This window comes from Pseudomonas sp. FW306-02-D09B (assembly GCF_058782685.1).
The window spans coordinates 59938-77722 of record NZ_JBYSXY010000016.1 but is presented as its reverse complement, the minus strand read 5'-3'; the positions used below and the strand labels follow the sequence as shown (position 1 = coordinate 77722).

Here is a 17785-nt window from a genome sequence, read left to right as displayed (position 1 = left end):
CTTCGCGAGCAAGCCCGCTCCCACATTAGATTGTGAGTTGACCTTCGAGGCCTGCATGTCTTTCGATCTCGCCGCACGTCTCGCTGCCCGTCGTGCCGAAAATCTCTATCGCCAGCGTCCCTTGCTGGAAACCCCACAAGGTCCGCAAGTGGTGGTCGATGGCCAGCCATTGCTGGCGTTCTGTAATAACGACTACCTGGGCCTGGCCAATCATCCCCAAGTGATTGAAGCCTTGCGTGCCGGTGCCGCCCGCTGGGGTGTCGGTGGCGGTGCTTCGCACCTGGTGATCGGCCATAGCAGCCCGCATCACGCGCTCGAAGAAGCCTTGGCCGACCTGACAGGGCGCCCGCGTGCTCTGCTGTTTACCACCGGCTACATGGCTAACCTGGGTGCGGTCACGGCGCTGGTCGGGCAGGGCGACACGGTGCTCGAAGACCGGCTCAATCATGCATCGCTACTGGATGCCGGGCTGTTGTCGGGCGCACGTTTCAATCGCTATTTACACAACGATGCCGTCAGTCTCGCCAAACGTCTGGAGAAGGCTACCGGCAATACGCTGGTGGTGACCGACGGGGTGTTCAGCATGGACGGCGACATCGCCGACCTGCCGGCGCTGGCTCGCGAGGCCAAGGCCAAAGGCGCATGGCTGATGGTCGATGATGCCCACGGCTTTGGTCCCTTGGGCGCTAATGGCGGCGGGACCGTCGAGCACTTTGGATTGAGTCTGGAGGATGTGCCGGTATTGGTCGGTACCTTGGGCAAAGCGTTCGGTACCGCGGGCGCGTTTGTCGCGGGCAGCGATGACCTGATCGAAAGCCTGATCCAGTTCGCCCGACCGTACATTTACACCACCAGTCAACCACCAGCCCTGGCATGCGCGACCTTGAAAAGTCTTGAGTTGCTGCGCAGCGAACATTGGCGACGCGAGCATTTGAATGTGCTGATCCGCCAATTCCGAAAGGGCGCCGAGCAGATGGGTCTGGAGTTGATGGACAGCGCTACGCCGATCCAGCCGATCATGATCGGCGACGCCGGACGCGCAGTGCTTTTTTCGCAGATGCTGCGTCAGCGCGGGCTGATGGTGACCGCGATCCGCCCACCCACCGTGCCGGCCGGCAGTGCACGTTTGCGCGTGACCCTGACAGCGGCGCACAGCGAAGCGCAGGTGCAGCTATTGTTAGAAGGTCTGGCCGATTGTCTTCAGCAACTGGGAGCGGAGCCGAACCATGCGTGATCGTCTGATTCTGTTGCCCGGTTGGGGACTCGGCATTTCGCCGCTGGAGCCTTTGGCTGCAGCCTTGCAAGGGTTGGACGAACACCTGCGCGTCGAGATCGAACCGCTGCCGGAACTGGAGTCGAGCGACCTCGAAGAATGGCTAGACGAACTGGATTCGACCTTGCCCAAAGATGCCTGGCTCGGCGGCTGGTCGCTCGGCGGAATGCTTGCCTCAGAGCTCGCGGCTAGACGTGGCGAACGTTGCTGCGGTTTGCTGACGCTGGCGAGTAACCCCTCTTTTGTGGCGCATGCCGAGTGGTCGAGCGCCATGCCGGGCGAGACCTTCGATGCGTTTCTGGCCGGGTGCAGCGCGGACCCGCGCATGACCCTCAAGCGCTTCAGCCTGCTCTGCGCCCAAGGTGCCGAAGACCCACGCGGGTTGTCGCGCCTGTTGCTGGCGGGTGCGCCGAATACCCCGCAGGCACAGTTGATGAGCGGGCTGGAAGTGCTTGCTCAACTGGATAACCGGCAAGCCTTGCAGGCCTTTCGAGGTCCGCAGCTGCATCTGTTCGCCGGGCTTGACGGGTTGGTTCCGGCCGAAGCTGCCGGTGAGTTGCTGGCGTTACTCCCCGATGTCGAAATTGGTCTGATTGAACAGGCCAGTCACGCGTTTCTTCTGGAAGATCCCCACGGTGTGGCGGGGGCCATCCAGGCCTTTTTGCATGAGTCCGGTGATGACTGATTTAGCCCTTCCCAACCTGCCCGGAGGCTTGCCCGACAAGCGTCAGGTCGCGGCATCTTTTTCCCGTGCAGCGGCCAGCTATGACAGCGTTGCCGAATTGCAGCGGGCTGTCGGCAGTGAATTGCTGGGGCGTTTGCCGGCTGATCGATCACCCGCTCGCTGGCTGGATCTGGGTTGTGGCACTGGGTATTTCAGTCGTGTGCTGGGTGAGCGCTTCAACGCCAGCGAAGGGCTGGCGCTGGATATCGCGCAAGGCATGCTCAAGCACGCGCGGCCCTTGGGCGGTGCGACACATTTCATTGCCGGTGATGCCGAGCGCTTGCCGTTGCAGGACGCAAGCTGCGACCTGGTGTTTTCCAGCCTGGCGGTACAGTGGTGCGCCGATTTCAGGGCGGTGCTGAGCGAGGCCAATCGGGTTCTGAAACCTGGCGGTGTGTTGGCGTTTGCCAGTCTTTGCGTGGGTACGCTGTATGAGTTGCGCGACAGTTGGCGTCAGGTCGATGGCCTGGTGCACGTCAATCGCTTCCGTGAGTTCAGCACGTATCAACAACTGTGTGCGGCCAGCGGCATGAGCGTGATCAGTCTGCAAAGTTGCCCGCACGTACTGCATTACCCGGATGTGCGTAGCCTGACTCACGAACTCAAGGCCTTGGGTGCGCATAATCTCAATCCTGGTCGGCCGGGCGGGCTGACAGGGCGGGCGCGGATCATGAGGTTGATCGACGCCTATGAGCAATTTCGTCAGGCGCAAGGGCTGCCCGCGACTTATCAGGTGGTTTACGCCGTGTTGGAGAAGCCACTATGAGCGCAGCCTATTTCATCACTGGTACCGATACCGACGTCGGCAAGACCACCATCGCCGCCGGCCTGTTACACGCCGCGCGGTTGGCGGGGTTGAGTACGGCGGCCGGGAAACCCGTGGCCTCTGGCTGCGAGGTGACACCCAAAGGATTGCGCAATGCCGACGCGTTGGCGCTGTTGGCGCAATGTTCGTTGCCGCTGACCTATGCCGAGGTCAATCCGGTGGCCTTCGAGCCGGCCATTGCACCGCATCTGGCGGCACGTGAGGCGGGTTTCGCGCTGACGGTCCAGTCGTTGCTGGTGCCAATGCGGCACATAGTGGACAAGCAGGCCGATTTCACCTTGATCGAAGGTGCAGGTGGCTGGCGGGTGCCGTTGGCTGATCAGGACAATCTCTCGGATCTGGCAATGGCGCTGGGGTTGCCGGTGATTCTGGTGGTGGGTGTGCGTCTGGGCTGCATCAATCACGCGTTGCTGACAGCCGAGGCGATTGCCCAGGACGGTTTGCAACTGGCGGGTTGGGTGGCCAACATCATTGACCCCAAGACGTCGCGTCTGGAAGAGAACCTCGCCACGTTGGCAGAACGGCTGCCGGCACCGTGTCTGGGGCGGGTGCCGAAACTCAAACTGGTCACGGCAGAAGCGGTGGCGGAGCATCTTCAGCTGGATTTGCTGGACTAGGTTTTGCCTATGACAAGGCACTGTGCCATTAGTGTTTTTGTCGAGCCTTTTGTCGGTGTCTCTGGTTCAATGGGCGCTGTTTATCCTTTGCAGGATGGAGTTGCTCCATGGACATTTCGGGAAGCACCGCGTTTTATGCAGGCCTGAGTTCTATTCAGGCTGGGCAGAACCGTGTCGATCAGGCGGCCAGCCAGATCGCCGGCACCACAGTCGATCGTTCGGCCTCCAGCCAGTCCTCCGACGCTCAGATCGATCGCTTGCGTTCGGTCGATCGCAGCCAGCAATCGAATCTGGCCAGTAATATGGTCGATATGTCCCAAGGTAAAATCCAGGCAGAGCTGGGCGTCAAAGTCGCCAAGGCTTCTGACGAAATGCTCGGTACATTGATCGATACTTTCGCTTGATCCCTCGCTGAACCTGTTTACCTGAACACCGCCCTTGGCGCGGTGTTCTGTCAGGCACGTCCTTCTCGTTCAACTAATCTTTCCTACACGGTTTGTTGCCTTGCGCACCAGCTGCGGGCCTTTGCGTGCGCGCTATTCACATGGGGCATGACGAACGGCAAAAGATCGACGCTTGACAAGATTTCGGCGTAAACGTATGTTTCAAACAACTGTTTGACCGTCACAACAATTCATTGCGGTCGTTCATTCCCGGTTACATCAGCAGAGGTTTATCGCTATGCCTGACTACAAGGCCCCCTTGCGTGATATTCGCTTCGTTCGTGACGAACTGCTTGGCTACGAAGCGCACTATCAGAGCCTTCCGGCTTGCCAGGACGCTACCCCGGACATGGTTGACGCCATTCTCGAGGAAGGCGCCAAGTTTTGTGAGCAGGTGCTGGCTCCGCTGAACCGCGTGGGTGACACCGAAGGCTGCACCTGGAGCGAGTCCGGCGTTAAGACCCCGACTGGCTTCAAAGAAGCCTACAAACAATTCGTCGAAGGTGGCTGGCCAAGCCTGGCCCACGACGTAGAGCACGGTGGCCAAGGCCTGCCGGAGTCTCTGGGTCTGGCTGTGAGTGAAATGGTCGGTGAAGCCAACTGGTCGTGGGGCATGTACCCAGGCCTGTCTCATGGCGCGATGAACACCATTTCCGAGCACGGTACGCCTGAGCAGCAAGAGGCTTACCTGACCAAACTGGTGTCCGGCGAATGGACCGGCACCATGTGCCTGACCGAACCGCACTGCGGCACTGACCTCGGCATGCTGCGCACCAAGGCCGAGCCTCAGGCTGATGGTTCCTACAAAGTTTCCGGCACCAAGATCTTCATCTCGGCCGGTGAACACGACATGGCCGACAACATCGTCCACATCGTTCTGGCTCGTCTGCCGGATGCGCCTGCTGGTACCAAAGGCATTTCGCTGTTCATCGTTCCAAAGTTCCTGCCGAACGCAGACGGCACCATCGGTGCACGCAACGCCGTGACCTGTGGTTCCCTGGAACACAAAATGGGCATCCACGGTAACGCCACCTGCGTGATGAACTTCGACGCGGCCACCGGTTTCCTGATCGGCCCGGCGAACAAAGGCCTGAACTGCATGTTCACCTTTATGAATACCGCGCGTCTGGGTACGGCTCTGCAAGGTCTGGCACACGCCGAGATCGGCTTCCAGGGCGGTCTGAAATACGCTCGCGATCGTCTGCAAATGCGCTCCCTGACTGGCCCGAAAGCGCCGGACAAAGCCGCTGACCCAATCATCGTTCACCCTGATGTACGTCGTATGCTGTTGACCATGAAGGCATTCGCCGAAGGCAACCGTGCGATGGTTTACTTCACGGCCAAGCAGGTCGACATCGTCAAGTACGGCGTGGATGAAGAAGAGAAAAAGAAAGCCGACGCACTGCTGGCGTTCATGACGCCGATCGCCAAAGCCTTCATGACTGAAGTCGGCTTTGAATCCGCTAACCACGGTGTGCAGATCTACGGCGGCCACGGCTTCATCGCCGAGTGGGGCATGGAGCAGAACGTTCGCGACAGCCGTATTTCGATGCTGTACGAAGGCACCACCGGTATCCAGGCGCTCGACCTGCTGGGCCGTAAAGTGCTGATGACTCAAGGCGAGGCTCTGAAAGGCTTCACCAAGATCGTCCACAAGTTCTGCCAGACCAACGAAGGCAACGAAGCGGTCAAAGAGTTCGTCGAGCCGTTGGCTGCACTGAACAAGGAATGGGGCGAGCTGACCATGAAGGTCGGTATGGCCGCGATGAAAGATCGCGAGGAAGTCGGCGCCGCGTCGGTGGACTACCTGATGTACTCCGGTTACGCCTGCCTGGCCTACTTCTGGGCTGACATGGCGCGCCTGGCTGCCGAGAAACTGGCTGCCGGCACCACCGAAGAGGCGTTCTACACCGCCAAGCTGCAGACAGCGCGCTTCTACTTCCAGCGCATCCTGCCGCGTACCCGCACTCACGTTGCAACCATGCTGTCGGGTGCCAACAACCTGATGGACATGAAAGAAGAAGATTTCGCACTGGGTTACTAAGTCCTGCGGAACGCTTCAAACAGCCGCTGCTTCTTCGGGAGCAGCGGCTTTTTTCTGCCCGCTGAAAACGACTGCAAATATTCCCGACTAAAACGCTAAGTAGAACGCTTTTGCTGCCGTTAAAGAGTGTGCGGTGTGATGTGCGTCACATTGCATGTGCTTAATTGTCAGGAATGCAGGCACAATGCCATCCATTGATTTGCCGGGCCGGAGCTCTACCCTTGCCGCGTTCTTCCGCTGTACGTCTCAGTCACTTTTTACCCTCACTACTGTTGTTGCTCGCGGGGCTCGCGGCTGCCTACGTCAAGGATCTCAACGTCTTTTTCACCTCACTGTTCAACGTGCTGCCAACCCTGGTGCTGTTGCTCGGCGGTTCGTACTGCGCGGTTTACCGACGTCAACGTGAACTGTTTCTGATGGTCACGGTGTACATCGCCTACTACCTGCTCGACACCCAAACCGATTACTACCGTGATTACGGCAAGGTGCGTGACGACGCGGCGGTGGTTTTCCATCTCTGCTGTTTGCTGCTGCCTTTGCTGTACGGGCTGTTTGCTGCCTGGCAGGAACGCACCCACCTGTTTCAGGACATGGTTGCGCGCTTCGCCGTACTGCTGGCATTCGGCAGTGTTGCACTGGGGCTTGAGCAGAGTTACCCACAAGCGTTGCTGATGTGGCTGTCGGAAATACGCTGGCCGGCATTGCATGGTGCCTGGATGAGTTTGATCCAGTTGTCCTATCCGGTGTTCCTCGCGTCCTTTGTGTTGTTGGCGTATCAATACTGGCGCAACCCACGGCCGCTGCATGCGGCGCAATTGGTGGGCTTGCTCGGACTGTTCTGGATGTTGCCCAAGACCTTCATCCTGCCGTTCACCCTGAACATCATGTGCAGCCAGGTGATGTTGATGATTGCCGCGGCGGTCGCCCACGAAGCCTATCAAATGGCTTTTCGTGATGAACTGACGGGCCTGCCGGGGCGTCGCGCCTTGAACGAGCGCATGCAGCGTCTGGGCCGCAACTATGTGTTGGCGATGAGCGACGTCGACCACTTCAAGAAATTCAACGACACCCACGGGCACGATGTCGGTGACCAGGTGTTGCGGCTGGTGGCCAGCAAGTTGTCGAAGATCGGCGGCGGTGGCCGGGCGTATCGTTACGGGGGCGAGGAGTTTGCCTTGGTGTTCGCCGCCAAAACGCTCGAAGAGTGCATGCCGCACCTGGAAGTCATCCGTGAGTCGATTGCCACCTACAACATTCAGCTGCGCAATCAGGACAGCCGTCCGCAAGACGATCAGCAAGGTCGGCAACGCCGTGCGGGCTCTGGCGCCTCAAGCGTTTCGGTCACGGTGAGCATCGGTGTCGCCGAGCGACTGGAGCAGCGGACCCCGGAAGAAGTCCTGAAATCCGCTGACCAGGCGCTCTACAGCGCCAAGGGCGCGGGGCGAAACTGCGTGATGGCATTCGGGCAAAGCCGCCGTGGTGCGGTGCGTATGGAAGGCGCTGCGGGTTAGTGGTGAACGTGCATTCAGCGTATGGGCTGTGATTGTCCGAAGCGATTCACAGCAGCAGGTTTGAATGATCTGCAGACGGATAAACGACCAGCCCGAGTACAAGCCTCTCCCTGCGCGATAGCGCTGCCTCTGAAAGATCGCAGCCTGCGGCAACTCCTACACTACAGATGGGCCTGTAGGAGTTGCCGCAGGCTGCGATCTTTTTTTCAGTGACCAAAAATTACAAATAGGTCACTAGCTGACCCTATGTATCGTAAAAGTTGTTCGGGTACACTCAAGACCTTGCTGGAATACGATCCTACGAATCACTTTTCAAGTTCTCACGAGGTTTGCCATGGCTGACTACAAAGCGCCCTTGCGCGATATGCGCTTCGTCCTCAATGAAGTTTTCGAGGTTGCCAAACTGTGGGCTGAACTGCCCGCCCTGGCCGATACCGTCGATGCCGAGACCGTCGAGGCAATCCTTGAGGAAGCCGGTAAAGTCACCAGCAAAAGCATCGCACCGCTGAGCCGTGCTGCCGACGAAGAAGGCTGCCATTGGAGCGACGGCGCCGTCACCACGCCAGCAGGTTTCCCACAGGCATATCAGACTTATGCTGAAGGCGGTTGGGTTGGCGTCGGTGGTGATCCGTCCTACGGTGGCATGGGCATGCCGAAAGCGGTTTCGGCTCAGGTCGAAGAAATGGTCAACTCTGCCAGCCTGTCGTTCGGTCTGTATCCGATGCTAACTGCCGGGGCTTGCCTGTCGATCAACGCTCACGCCAGCGAAGAACTGAAAGCCGCTTACCTGCCAAACATGTACGCCGGTGTCTGGGCAGGCTCCATGTGCCTGACCGAGCCACACGCGGGTACTGACTTGGGGATTATCCGTACCAAGGCCGAACCGCAAGCAGACGGTTCCTACAAGATCAGCGGAACCAAGATCTTCATCACTGGCGGTGAACACGACCTGACCGAAAACATCATTCACCTGGTGCTGGCCAAATTACCGGATGCCCCTGCGGGTCCGAAAGGTATTTCGCTGTTCCTGGTTCCGAAGTTCATGGTCAACGCCGACGGCAGTCTCGGCGCGCGTAACCCGGCTAACTGCGGTTCGATCGAACACAAAATGGGTATCCAGGCATCCGCTACCTGCGTGATGAACTTCGACGAAGCCGTGGGTTACCTCGTGGGTGAGCCGAACAAAGGCCTGGCGGCCATGTTCACCATGATGAACTACGAGCGTCTGGGTGTCGGTATCCAGGGCCTGGCCAGCGGCGAGCGCTCTTACCAGAACGCGGTTGAATACGCTCGCGATCGCCTGCAAAGCCGTTCGCCGACAGGGGCGCAGAACAAAGACAAGGTCGCCGACCCGATCATCGTTCACCCGGACGTACGTCGTATGCTGCTGACCATGAAGGCCTCGAACGAAGGCGGTCGTGCATTTTCAACCTACGTGGCCATGCAACTGGATACCGCCAAGTTCAGCGAAGACCTGACCACCCGCAAACGCGCCGAAGACCTGGTGGCCTTGCTGACGCCGGTCGCCAAAGCATTTCTCACGGATCTGGGTCTGGAAACCACCATCCACGGCCAGCAAGTCTTTGGTGGCCACGGCTACATCCGCGAGTGGGGCCAGGAACAACTGGTGCGTGACGTACGGATCACCCAGATCTACGAAGGCACCAACGGCATTCAGGCGCTTGACCTGGTCGGGCGCAAGATCGTCGGCAGCGGCGGGGCGTACTACAAGTTGTTTGCTGATGAGATTCGCCATTTCACCGCCATCGCGAGCGCTGATCTGGCCGAGTTCACCAAGCCGTTGAACGATGCGGTCGATACGCTGGACGAACTGACCGCCTGGTTGTTGGACCGGGTGAAAAATAACCCGAACGAAATCGGCGCGGCCTCAGTCGAGTATCTGCAAGTGTTTGGCTATGTGTCCTACGCCTACATGTGGGCACTGATGGCCAAGGCAGCCTTTGGTAAAGAGGCGCAGGACGACTTCTACGCCAGCAAACTGGGCACTGCACGCTTCTACTTCGCTCGCCTGCTGCCACGAATTCATTCGCTGAGCGCTTCGGTCAAGGCCGGTAGTGAGTCGCTGTTTCTGTTGGATGCGGCGCAATTCTGAGAAGTGTAACGTCATGTAAGCATTTGCTTACGTGACGTGCTGCTGTTTTCCCCCTGTTCCAAAATTGGATCCAGAGCTAATCTACTTCACATGGACGTCGCGCAGGAAGCGCAAAGCAATAACACGGACACGTAGGATTCTGCCAGGACGGCGGAGTGAAATGGATGTCAGGGAAACAGTCTGCAAAACCCCGCTTCGGCGGGGTTTTCTTTTGCCTGCGATTTATGTTTTTGCCGTTCAGCCCTGAACATCCAGTACCGTCGGGCTCGTCATCCGCCCGGCCGGGCTGTTTATCACGTCTTCCAACAGGTTGCGCAGCAACTCCAGCGTCGCTTGCTGACGTTGAACGTCGCGACAGACCAATCCTACTTTCAGGGGAACCCGCGGCTCACTCAAGGGTTTCCACAAGAGCGCCTTGTTTCCGTGTTCCTGCTGCGAGCGTCCAGGTAGGACAGTGGCCAGTCTGGTGTGGGGCAAACTGTCGAGGATCCCCGCCATGTTGTTCAGTTCCGCCTGTACTTGCGGGCGGCGTCCGAGATTGGCCAGTTGTCCCTGCCAGATCTGCCGAACCTGAAACTCTTCCCCCAGCAACAGCATCGGCAACTCCGCGGCCTGACTCATGGAGACTTTCTTGAATTCACGCAACGGATGATCGGCAGGGATGACCAGGGTCAGTTCATCTTCATACAGCAAAACGCCATGCAGCCCGGGTTGGCGCGGCGGCAGATAGCTGATACCGATATCGAGTGAGCCATTGAGCAATCGACGTTCGATTTCCAGCCCCGTGAGTTCATAGATCTGTACCACCAGGTGTGGTTGCGCCTTGCGCACACGTTCCAGCATTTTGGGTACCAGGCTGGTGTGAACAGTTTGCAGCACACCGATAGCCAAGGTGCGCAACGCCTGGCCCTTGAAGTTGCCCAAGGCCTCGCGCGCACGCTGCAGACCGTCGAGCAAGGGCAGGGCGTGGTTGTACAAGGTATGCGCGGCCAGGGTGGGCAGCAGGCGTTTACTGCTGCGTTCGAACAGGCCCACGTCGAGGTTTTGCTCCAGTTGGCGGATCTGCTGCGACAGCGCCGGCTGGGAGATCGACAGGCGTTCGGCAGCCCGTCCGACATGGCCTTCTTCATACACCGCGACGAAATAACGCAGTTGCTTAAAATCCATAAGTAATTCTTATCGAAAAAGCTGGAAAATCGAAATGGCTCAGCGCCTGACAGAAGCCTAGTCTAACCGCATTCACAAGGCTTACAGGGCCAGAAAGCGCGATGAATACCGTTTACGTTGATGGTGTTTACATAGGCAAGGCAAAAAATCTCGGACAGGGTTTGATCTGCGATACCGACAAACAGCGGATTGCCAATCGACTCTGGTTATGGCCGCAAGGTCTGGGCAGCGATGAACACGGCGATCCGCGTTTTCATACTGGCCCCGAACGCGCCCTGCATCATTACCCGTCCGAACACTACGCTTACTGGCACAAACGTTATCCACAGATCGACTGGAACGCGCCGGCCTTCGGTGAAAACCTTTCAACCCGCGGCCTGACCGAAGAGCAGGTGTGCCTGGGCGATATGTTTCGTTGGGGCGGTGCGTTGTTGCAGGTCAGCCAACCGCGCTCACCGTGTTATCGGTTGAGCCACCGCTTGGGTGTGCCGATCTTGCCGCAACTGGCGCAGGATACAGGGCGCTGCGGCTGGTTCTACCGCGTTCTCAAGCCTGGTTTTGTCAGCGCCGATCAGCCGTTCGAGCTGATCCAGCGCAGTTACCCCGGCCTGACTGTGGCCTGGGCGTTGCGCTGTTTTTATCGAGAGCCGCTTGAGCATGCCGGTTTGAAAAAACTCGTCGACTGCCCGGCGCTGTCTTCGCGCTGGCGTGATATTGCACTCAAACGTTTACGCACCGGGCGCGTCGAGGATTGGTCTTCGCGTCTGCTGGGTTCGCCGCTTGAGGGAATGCGCGCATGAACCTGTTCAGCCTGCGTCGCCAACAGCCGAGCCTGGATGATCTGGTGGTGGAGCATTTTCGGCCTTCCAGGCACGACAACCTTTCCAGCGAGTGCCTGATGCCCAGTGTCGAGCGACCCCTGCAAGTTTTCGTTCGCGGTCAGGGTTCCTGGCTTTGGGACAGTGACGACCGCGCGTATCTGGATTTCACTCAAGGTGGAGCGGCCAACAGCCTCGGCCATAGCCCATCGGTGCTGATCAAAGCCATCTCCGCTCAAGCGCAAACGCTGATCAATCCGGGTTCGGGTCTGCTTAACCGTGGCCAACTCAATCTGGCCGAACGGTTGTGCGCCAGTACCGGCAGCGACAAGGTTTATCTGCTCAACAGTGGCAGTGAAGCTTGCGAGGCGGCGATCAAGCTGGCGCGCAAATGGGGGCAACTGCATCGTGGCGGTGCATCGCGAATCATCACCGCCAGCGGTAGCTGCCATGGTCACGGCTTTGCGGCCATGTCCGCGTCGGACTGTCAGAACAATCGCTTTGAGCCACAACTTCCGGGTTTCAGCCACGTTCCGTTCAATGATTTGCCTGCGTTACATGCGGCGGTAGATGCGCAAACCGTAGCTATCCTGCTTGAGCCGATCCAATGCGCCGCCGGGGTGGTTCCGGCGACCGGGCATTACCTCAAAGGTGTCGAGCGCCTATGCCGTGAGTTGGGGATTTTGCTGATTCTCGACGAAGTGCAAACCGGGATTGGCCGTTGCGGCAGTCTGCTCGCCGAACAGTTTTATGGCGTGCGCGCCGATATTGTTGTGCTGGGCAAAGGGCTGGGCGGCGGGGTGCCAGTGGCGGCGCTTCTGGCGCGCGGCAAAGCCTGCTGCCTCGAGCCGGGCGAGCTGGATGGCACCCATCACGGCAACGCGTTGATGGCCTCGGCGGCGCTGGCGGTTCTGGACAGCGTGCTGGATCACGGCTTCCTCGAACAGGTTCGCGATAGTGCTCAACACCTGCGCGAAGGCTTGAGCCGATTGGCCAACCGTTACGGGCACGGTGAACTGCGTGGCCAGGGGCTGCTCTGGGGGCTGACACTGAGTGACGATTCGGCTGACGCCGTGGTGAGCGCGGCGCTGTACGAAGGTTTGCTGTTGAGCGCCCCGAAACCCGATTGCCTGCGGTTTACGCCGGCGCTGACAGTCAGCAAGACCAATATCGACGAAATGCTCCTGCGCCTGGCCCGAGCCTTTTCCCGGGTGCGCACGGCCCAACTTCAATGTCGCAAAGGCATTGCGGTCTGAACAGGCCTGCCCTTCTCTAATTCCCTAACCGTCTCGCGGTATAACGCAGCGCCCCATGCCTGACTCTTTTGGCATGGGGCGTTTTTTTGTCTCAGCGATTTTCTAAACCCTACTCAGTGCTTGAGTGATTGCCAGAACAATGGCTTTTTGGCGGAGTTGGCGAGGACTGCCGATGCCATCACACATTGATTCTGCGGATGGCTTGGTTTGTAAGTGTATACCACTGAGTGGTATGGTAATGGGAAGGGATGTCCATGACGATCAGGCTGTTCAAAACAAGGCGTTTTACCGTCCAGGCAGGCAAAGCCTGGATCGGCGATGACGAGCTCAGGTCAGCGTTCCGCGAGTTGCTTAAAGGGCAGGCAGACAGTTTGGGAGGTGGCGTCTGGAAAAAGCGCTTGAGCGAAAACCGTCACCGTTCGATTGTTCTGGCCAAGGGGGGACGGTACTGGGTTTACCAGTTTCTGTTTGCCAAGAAAGACCAGAGCAACATCAGCCAAACGGAGTTGGCTGCCTTTCGAGAGTTGGCCAAAGCCTACGAGAGGTTGAGTGACACACAGGTCCAGCAACTGCTGGATATGAGGGAGTTTGTGGAGGTACATCATGAGTAAGAAGTTCAAGAGTGAAGCCCTTGAGTCGGTTCACGACTCGGCCACTGCATTGTTGTCGATCGGCGCTATCAGCAAGACCACCATGCGCCAGTTCGATGAGACATGCCTGGCACAGGTGCCAGAGGCGATTCCCGCCGAACAGATCAAGCAACTGCGTGAGCGTAACAATGTCAGCCAACCGGTGTTCGCCCGCTATTTGAATACCAGTGCTTCTACCGTCAAACAGTGGGAAGCGGGTGACAAGCACCCCAGCGGGATGGCATTGAAGCTGCTGAGCATCGTGCAGAAGCATGGACTGGAAATACTGGCCTGAGTTGATCGGCAAGTGCTGCAAGCCTGGATCGCAGCCCGGTGGCTGCGATCTTTTCAAGACACTCTGTCCCCCGCCTGCAGTCAGGCGTTCTTCTGCTCCATCACCTCGCGATAAAACAGCCATTCCTGCTCCAGCACATGAGCCTGATTGCTGGCCTTGCGAAAGCCGTGGCGTTCGTCCGGGTAGTAATGGGCCTGGGCGGGAATGCCGTTGTCTTGCAGGGCCTTGAGCATGTCGCGGGTCTGTTGCGGTACCACCACAGCGTCGAGTTCGCCTTGGAAGAAGATCACTGGCACGCGGATTTTACTCGCGTGTAGCAGTGGTGTGCGGGCGACGTAGCGCTCGGCATCCTGCTGCGGATCGCCGATCAGCCAGTCCAGATAATCACCTTCGAATTTGTGAGTGGTGCGGCTCAGGGCCGCCGGGTCGCTGACGCCGTACAAACTGGCGCCCGCGCTGAAGACGTCCCGAAATGCCAGCGCGCAGAGCGTGGTGTAACCGCCGGCACTGCCACCACGAATGAACGCGTAATCGCCGTCGATCAAACCTTGCCCGGCGAGGTAGGCGACCACGGCGCAGGCGTCTTCGACGTCCACTTCGCCCCAGCTCAGGTGCAGCGCCTGCCGATAGGCGCGACCGTATCCACTACTGCCGCGATAGTTAAGGTCGGCGACCGCGAAGCCGCGTTGCGTCCAGTACTGGATTCGCGGATCGAGCATCGGGTAGCACGCCGATGTCGGCCCGCCATGAATAAACACCAGCAACGGTGGTTTGGCGACATCGGTCATGGCCGGATAAAAGAAACCATGGGCCTCGCCGGTACCGCTGGGGTAGCGCAGTGTTTGCGGCTGGCTGATGTGCTTGGCGGGCAGCGGTGCCACTCCACCCGCCAACACCCGGACTTGATGGCTTTTACGGTTGATGGCGATCACCGCGGAAGGGCTGACCGGCGAAGCCGCGATGCAGTAGACAGATTCCTGGTCCAGCGCCAGATTTCGGAAGCGACTGTAATCGCCAGTGAAATCCTCAACGGAATCACCAGAGCGCAGCCCCAGGCGCCCGAAACCCTCCGCGGTCCAGTTCGCCAGGTAGTTCTTTTCGTCAAGCGGTAACCAGGTGCAACCGCCAAGCTGCCACGGTGCCGGCGCATGATCCGCCTCGCTGCTGGGCAATGGCTGAAAGCCTGATCCGGTTTCGACCCACGGCTGCCAGAATCCGGCGCGGTCAGTCAGGCAATACAGGCGGCCGGCATCATCGAAGCGAGGCTGTTGCAAGGACTCTTCAGACGCGTCACCCGCTACGCAGCGCGGCCGGCCGAAAGCACCGTTGGCATCGCGCTCGGCGACCATCAAACGGGTCGCGGTCCAGGGTTGATGCGGCCGGCTCCATTCGATCCAGGCCAACCGCCCGGCATCCGGACTCAAGGTTGGAGCCGAGTAGAAATCTGCGCCTTCGGCCAACAGCTGACGTTTGCCGTCTGCCGGATCTATGGCCACCAGGCGATGTTGATTGCCTTGCTCTTCGACGGCGAGTACCTGCCCGCCGGCAAATTGCAGATCGCCGTAACGGCATTCACCCACGGTTAACGCCTGCGGTATTTCACCGGCCAACGATTGCCGATACAGCTGCTGATCCGTTTCGTTGACGAAGACCACGCCATCATCGCTCAAGCAAAACGACCCGCCACCGTATTCATAGACTCGACTGCGCGCGCTGAACCCCGGCGGGGTCAGGCAATGGGCGGTGTTGTCGTGCCAATGCCAGATTCGGCAGGCGCCATCTTCGGGGCGGTACTCATTCCAGAACAAACCCTGAGCGCCGACGCACAAGTCAGTGAAATCGACGCCGGCCGCTACGGCTTTGAGGGCGCTCAAGGGTTCAGCTTTTAACGATGAGGCGTGAGTTCCGTTCATTGCGAAATTCCAGTTGCTCGATGGTCTGGGTGGCGTGCTCGGCTTCTTCGCGGGCCTTGAGGATCACGCCGTGATGTTCTGACTTGCTGCACACCGGGTCGGCGTTGCTCGCGTCACCCGTGAGCATGAAGGCCTGGCAACGGCAGCCGCCGAAGTCCTTTTCTTTCTCGTCGCAGGAGCGGCACGGCTCGGGCATCCAGTCGTAACCGCGAAAGCGGTTGAAGCCGAACGAGTCGTACCAGATGTGCTGCATGCTGTGATCGCGCACGTTCGGAAATTGCACTGGCATCTGTCGTGCGCCATGGCACGGCAGGGCGGTGCCATCTGGGGTCACGGTCAGGAAAATGCTGCCCCAGCCGTTCATGCAGGCTTTGGGGCGTTCTTCATAGTAGTCCGGGGTAACGAAGATCAGCTTGCACGGGTGACCTTCGGCTTCGAGTTTGGCCCGGTATTGGTTGGTGATGTGCTCGGCGCGCACCAGCTGTTCCCTGGTCGGCAGCAAACCGACGCGGTTGAGCTGGGCCCAGCCGTAGAACTGGCAGGTGGCGAGCTCGACGAAATCGGCTTCCAGGGCGATGCACAGCTCGATGATGCGGTCGATCTTGTCGATGTTGTGCCGATGGGTGACGAAGTTCAGCACCATCGGATAGCCGTGGGCTTTTACTGCGCGGGCCATTTCGAGTTTCTGCGCGAAAGCTTTTTTCGAACCGGCCAACAAGTTATTCACCTGTTCATCGCTGGCCTGGAAACTGATCTGGATGTGATCGAGACCGGCCTTCTTGAAGTCGCTGATTTTCTGCTCGGTGAGGCCAATCCCCGAGGTGATCAGGTTGGTGTAGAAGCCCAGTTTTCGAGCCTCGGCGATCAGCTCGGCGAGGTCCTGACGCACCAAGGGTTCGCCGCCAGAGAAGCCCAACTGCGCCGCGCCCATTTCCCGTGCCTCGCGAAACACCTTGAGCCACTGCTCGGTGCTGAGTTCTTTGCCTTGTTCGGCGAAGTCCAGCGGGTTTGAGCAGTAGGGGCATTGCAGCGGGCAGCGGTAGGTCAGCTCGGCGAGCAGCCATAGCGGCAGGCCGATCTCGGGTTTGGGCGGCAATGGCAGCGCCGCTGATTCAGGCAAGCTCGATCCAGTGCTCTGCACGGGCGACCTCCATGAATTGCTCGATGTCGTCACCGAGTTCGGGGACGCCGGGGAACTGGGCGTCCAGTTCGGCAATGATCGCCGCGACGTCACGTTTACCGTCGATCAGGCCACCAATCAGCGCGGCGCTTTCGTTGAGTTTGATCATGCCTTCCGGGTACAGCAGCACGTGGCCTTTTTGCGCCGGTTCGTACTGGAAGCGGTAGCCGGGACGCCAGCTCGGGGTCTTGCTGCGGTCGAAACTCATAAGGCGATCCCTTTATGCCAGACCCGTTGCTCGGTCACGCTGTGATAAGGCGGGCGGTTCAGTTCATAGGCCATGCTCATGGCATCGAGCATGCTCCAAAGGATGTCCAGTTTGAACTGGAGAATTTCCAGCATGCGCTGCTGGCCTTCATAGGTGGTGTAGTGCTGCAGGGTGATCGCCAGACCGTGCTCGACATCGCGCCGCGCCTGACCCAGCCGGGTGCGGAAATACTCATAACCGGCCGGATCGATCCACGGGTAATGCTGCGGCCAGCTGTCCAGGCGTGACTGGTGGATTTGCGGCGCAAACAGTTCGGTCAGCGAGCTGCTGGCGGCTTCCTGCCAATTGGCCCGGCGGGCGAAGTTGACGTAGGCATCCACCGCGAAACGCACGCCGGGCAACACCAGTTCCTGGGAACGCAGTTGGTCCGGGTCCAGGCCAACGGCTTGGCCGAGGCGCAACCAGGCTTCGATACCACCGTCCTCACCGGGCGCGCCGTCGTGGTCGAGCAGGCGTTGAATCCACTCGCGACGGACTTCACGGTCCGGGCAGTTGGCCAGAATCGCAGCGTCCTTGAGCGGGATATTCACCTGATAGTAGAAACGGTTGGCGACCCAGCCCTGGATCTGCTCGCGGGTCGCCCGGCCTTCGTACATCGCCACGTGATACGGGTGATGGATGTGGTAGTAGGCGCCCTTCGCCCGAAGCGCCTGTTCGAACTCGGCGGGAGAGAGTGGTGTGTCAGTCATTTCGGTTCTCCGGGGAATA

At 59.3% G+C, this 17785-nt stretch carries 17 protein-coding genes; 12 read left to right on the top strand and 5 right to left on the bottom strand.

All coding sequences use genetic code 11. From position 1 onward, the window contains the following. The first annotated feature begins 55 nt into the window (after positions 1-55). From bioF to AC3WK5_RS23375, 8 genes are all read left to right on the top strand, one after another. Positions 56-1234: an 8-amino-7-oxononanoate synthase gene (bioF, locus tag AC3WK5_RS23410; protein WP_103315887.1), complete on the top strand. Its 1179-nt coding sequence runs from the start codon at positions 56-58 to the stop codon at positions 1232-1234. Further along, positions 1227-1958, top strand: coding sequence for an alpha/beta fold hydrolase (locus AC3WK5_RS23405; RefSeq protein ID WP_103315888.1), 732 nt, complete (start codon positions 1227-1229; stop codon positions 1956-1958). The genes bioF and AC3WK5_RS23405 overlap by 8 nt, the downstream gene beginning before the upstream one ends. Then, entirely contained in the window at positions 1951-2763 is an 813-nt protein-coding gene (gene bioC / locus AC3WK5_RS23400; protein ID WP_103315889.1) for a malonyl-ACP O-methyltransferase BioC, read from the top strand. Before AC3WK5_RS23405 ends, bioC begins: the two co-directional genes overlap by 8 nt. Next, positions 2760-3440, top strand: a complete 681-nt coding sequence (gene bioD / locus AC3WK5_RS23395; protein ID WP_103315890.1) for a dethiobiotin synthase — start codon at positions 2760-2762, stop codon at positions 3438-3440. The genes bioC and bioD overlap by 4 nt, the downstream gene beginning before the upstream one ends. A 107-nt stretch (positions 3441-3547) precedes the next feature. After that, positions 3548-3844 carry a hypothetical protein gene (locus tag AC3WK5_RS23390; RefSeq protein WP_054594343.1) on the top strand — a complete coding sequence of 99 codons (297 nt, stop codon included), beginning with the start codon at positions 3548-3550 and terminating at the stop codon, positions 3842-3844. A 277-nt stretch (positions 3845-4121) separates the two neighbouring features. Then, positions 4122-5927: a phenylacyl-CoA dehydrogenase gene (locus AC3WK5_RS23385; protein ID WP_103315891.1), complete on the top strand. Its 1806-nt coding sequence runs from the start codon at positions 4122-4124 to the stop codon at positions 5925-5927. Between the two features lie 221 nt (positions 5928-6148). Beyond that, positions 6149-7438, top strand: coding sequence for a GGDEF domain-containing protein (locus AC3WK5_RS23380; RefSeq protein ID WP_103315892.1), 1290 nt, complete (start codon positions 6149-6151; stop codon positions 7436-7438). A gap of 334 nt (positions 7439-7772) precedes the next feature. Beyond that, entirely contained in the window at positions 7773-9551 is a 1779-nt protein-coding gene (locus AC3WK5_RS23375) for an acyl-CoA dehydrogenase C-terminal domain-containing protein (protein WP_103315893.1), read from the top strand. Positions 9552-9788: 237 nt separating this feature from the next. Here the strand turns inward: AC3WK5_RS23375 and AC3WK5_RS23370 are convergent, their stop codons facing one another. Further along, complete coding sequence (locus AC3WK5_RS23370) at positions 9789-10718, bottom strand: LysR family transcriptional regulator (RefSeq protein ID WP_103315894.1); 930 nt, start codon at positions 10716-10718, stop codon at positions 9789-9791. Positions 10719-10819: 101 nt separating this feature from the next. On the opposite strand from AC3WK5_RS23370, the gene AC3WK5_RS23365 reads away from it, so the two are divergent. From AC3WK5_RS23365 to AC3WK5_RS23350, 4 genes are all read left to right on the top strand, one after another. After that, positions 10820-11518: an MOSC domain-containing protein gene (locus AC3WK5_RS23365; RefSeq protein ID WP_103315895.1), complete on the top strand. Its 699-nt coding sequence runs from the start codon at positions 10820-10822 to the stop codon at positions 11516-11518. After that, a complete protein-coding gene (locus AC3WK5_RS23360) occupies positions 11515-12792 on the top strand; it encodes an aspartate aminotransferase family protein (RefSeq protein WP_103315896.1) in 1278 nt (425 codons plus the stop codon). Before AC3WK5_RS23365 ends, AC3WK5_RS23360 begins: the two co-directional genes overlap by 4 nt. Before the next feature lie 254 nt (positions 12793-13046). After that, positions 13047-13403 carry a type II toxin-antitoxin system RelE/ParE family toxin gene (locus AC3WK5_RS23355; protein ID WP_054594336.1) on the top strand — a complete coding sequence of 119 codons (357 nt, stop codon included), beginning with the start codon at positions 13047-13049 and terminating at the stop codon, positions 13401-13403. Beyond that, a complete protein-coding gene (locus tag AC3WK5_RS23350; protein WP_103315897.1) occupies positions 13396-13716 on the top strand; it encodes a helix-turn-helix domain-containing protein in 321 nt (106 codons plus the stop codon). The genes AC3WK5_RS23355 and AC3WK5_RS23350 overlap by 8 nt, the downstream gene beginning before the upstream one ends. Positions 13717-13796: 80 nt before the next feature. Here the strand turns inward: AC3WK5_RS23350 and AC3WK5_RS23345 are convergent, their stop codons facing one another. Genes AC3WK5_RS23345 through pqqC form a run of 4 tightly spaced genes read right to left on the bottom strand, consistent with a single transcriptional unit; the run spans position 13797 to position 17766 of the window. Then, positions 13797-15629, bottom strand: coding sequence for a S9 family peptidase (locus AC3WK5_RS23345; protein WP_103315898.1), 1833 nt, complete (start codon positions 15627-15629; stop codon positions 13797-13799). Next, positions 15595-16770, bottom strand: coding sequence for a pyrroloquinoline quinone biosynthesis protein PqqE (gene pqqE, locus AC3WK5_RS23340; RefSeq protein ID WP_103315899.1), 1176 nt, complete (start codon positions 16768-16770; stop codon positions 15595-15597). Before pqqE ends, AC3WK5_RS23345 begins: the two co-directional genes overlap by 35 nt. Further along, positions 16742-17017: a pyrroloquinoline quinone biosynthesis peptide chaperone PqqD gene (pqqD, locus tag AC3WK5_RS23335; protein ID WP_103315900.1), complete on the bottom strand. Its 276-nt coding sequence runs from the start codon at positions 17015-17017 to the stop codon at positions 16742-16744. The genes pqqE and pqqD overlap by 29 nt, the downstream gene beginning before the upstream one ends. Further along, on the bottom strand, positions 17014-17766 hold the full coding sequence (gene pqqC / locus AC3WK5_RS23330) for a pyrroloquinoline-quinone synthase PqqC (RefSeq protein WP_103315901.1): 753 nt from the start codon (positions 17764-17766) through the stop codon (positions 17014-17016). The genes pqqD and pqqC overlap by 4 nt, the downstream gene beginning before the upstream one ends. Positions 17767-17785: the final 19 nt, after the last annotated feature.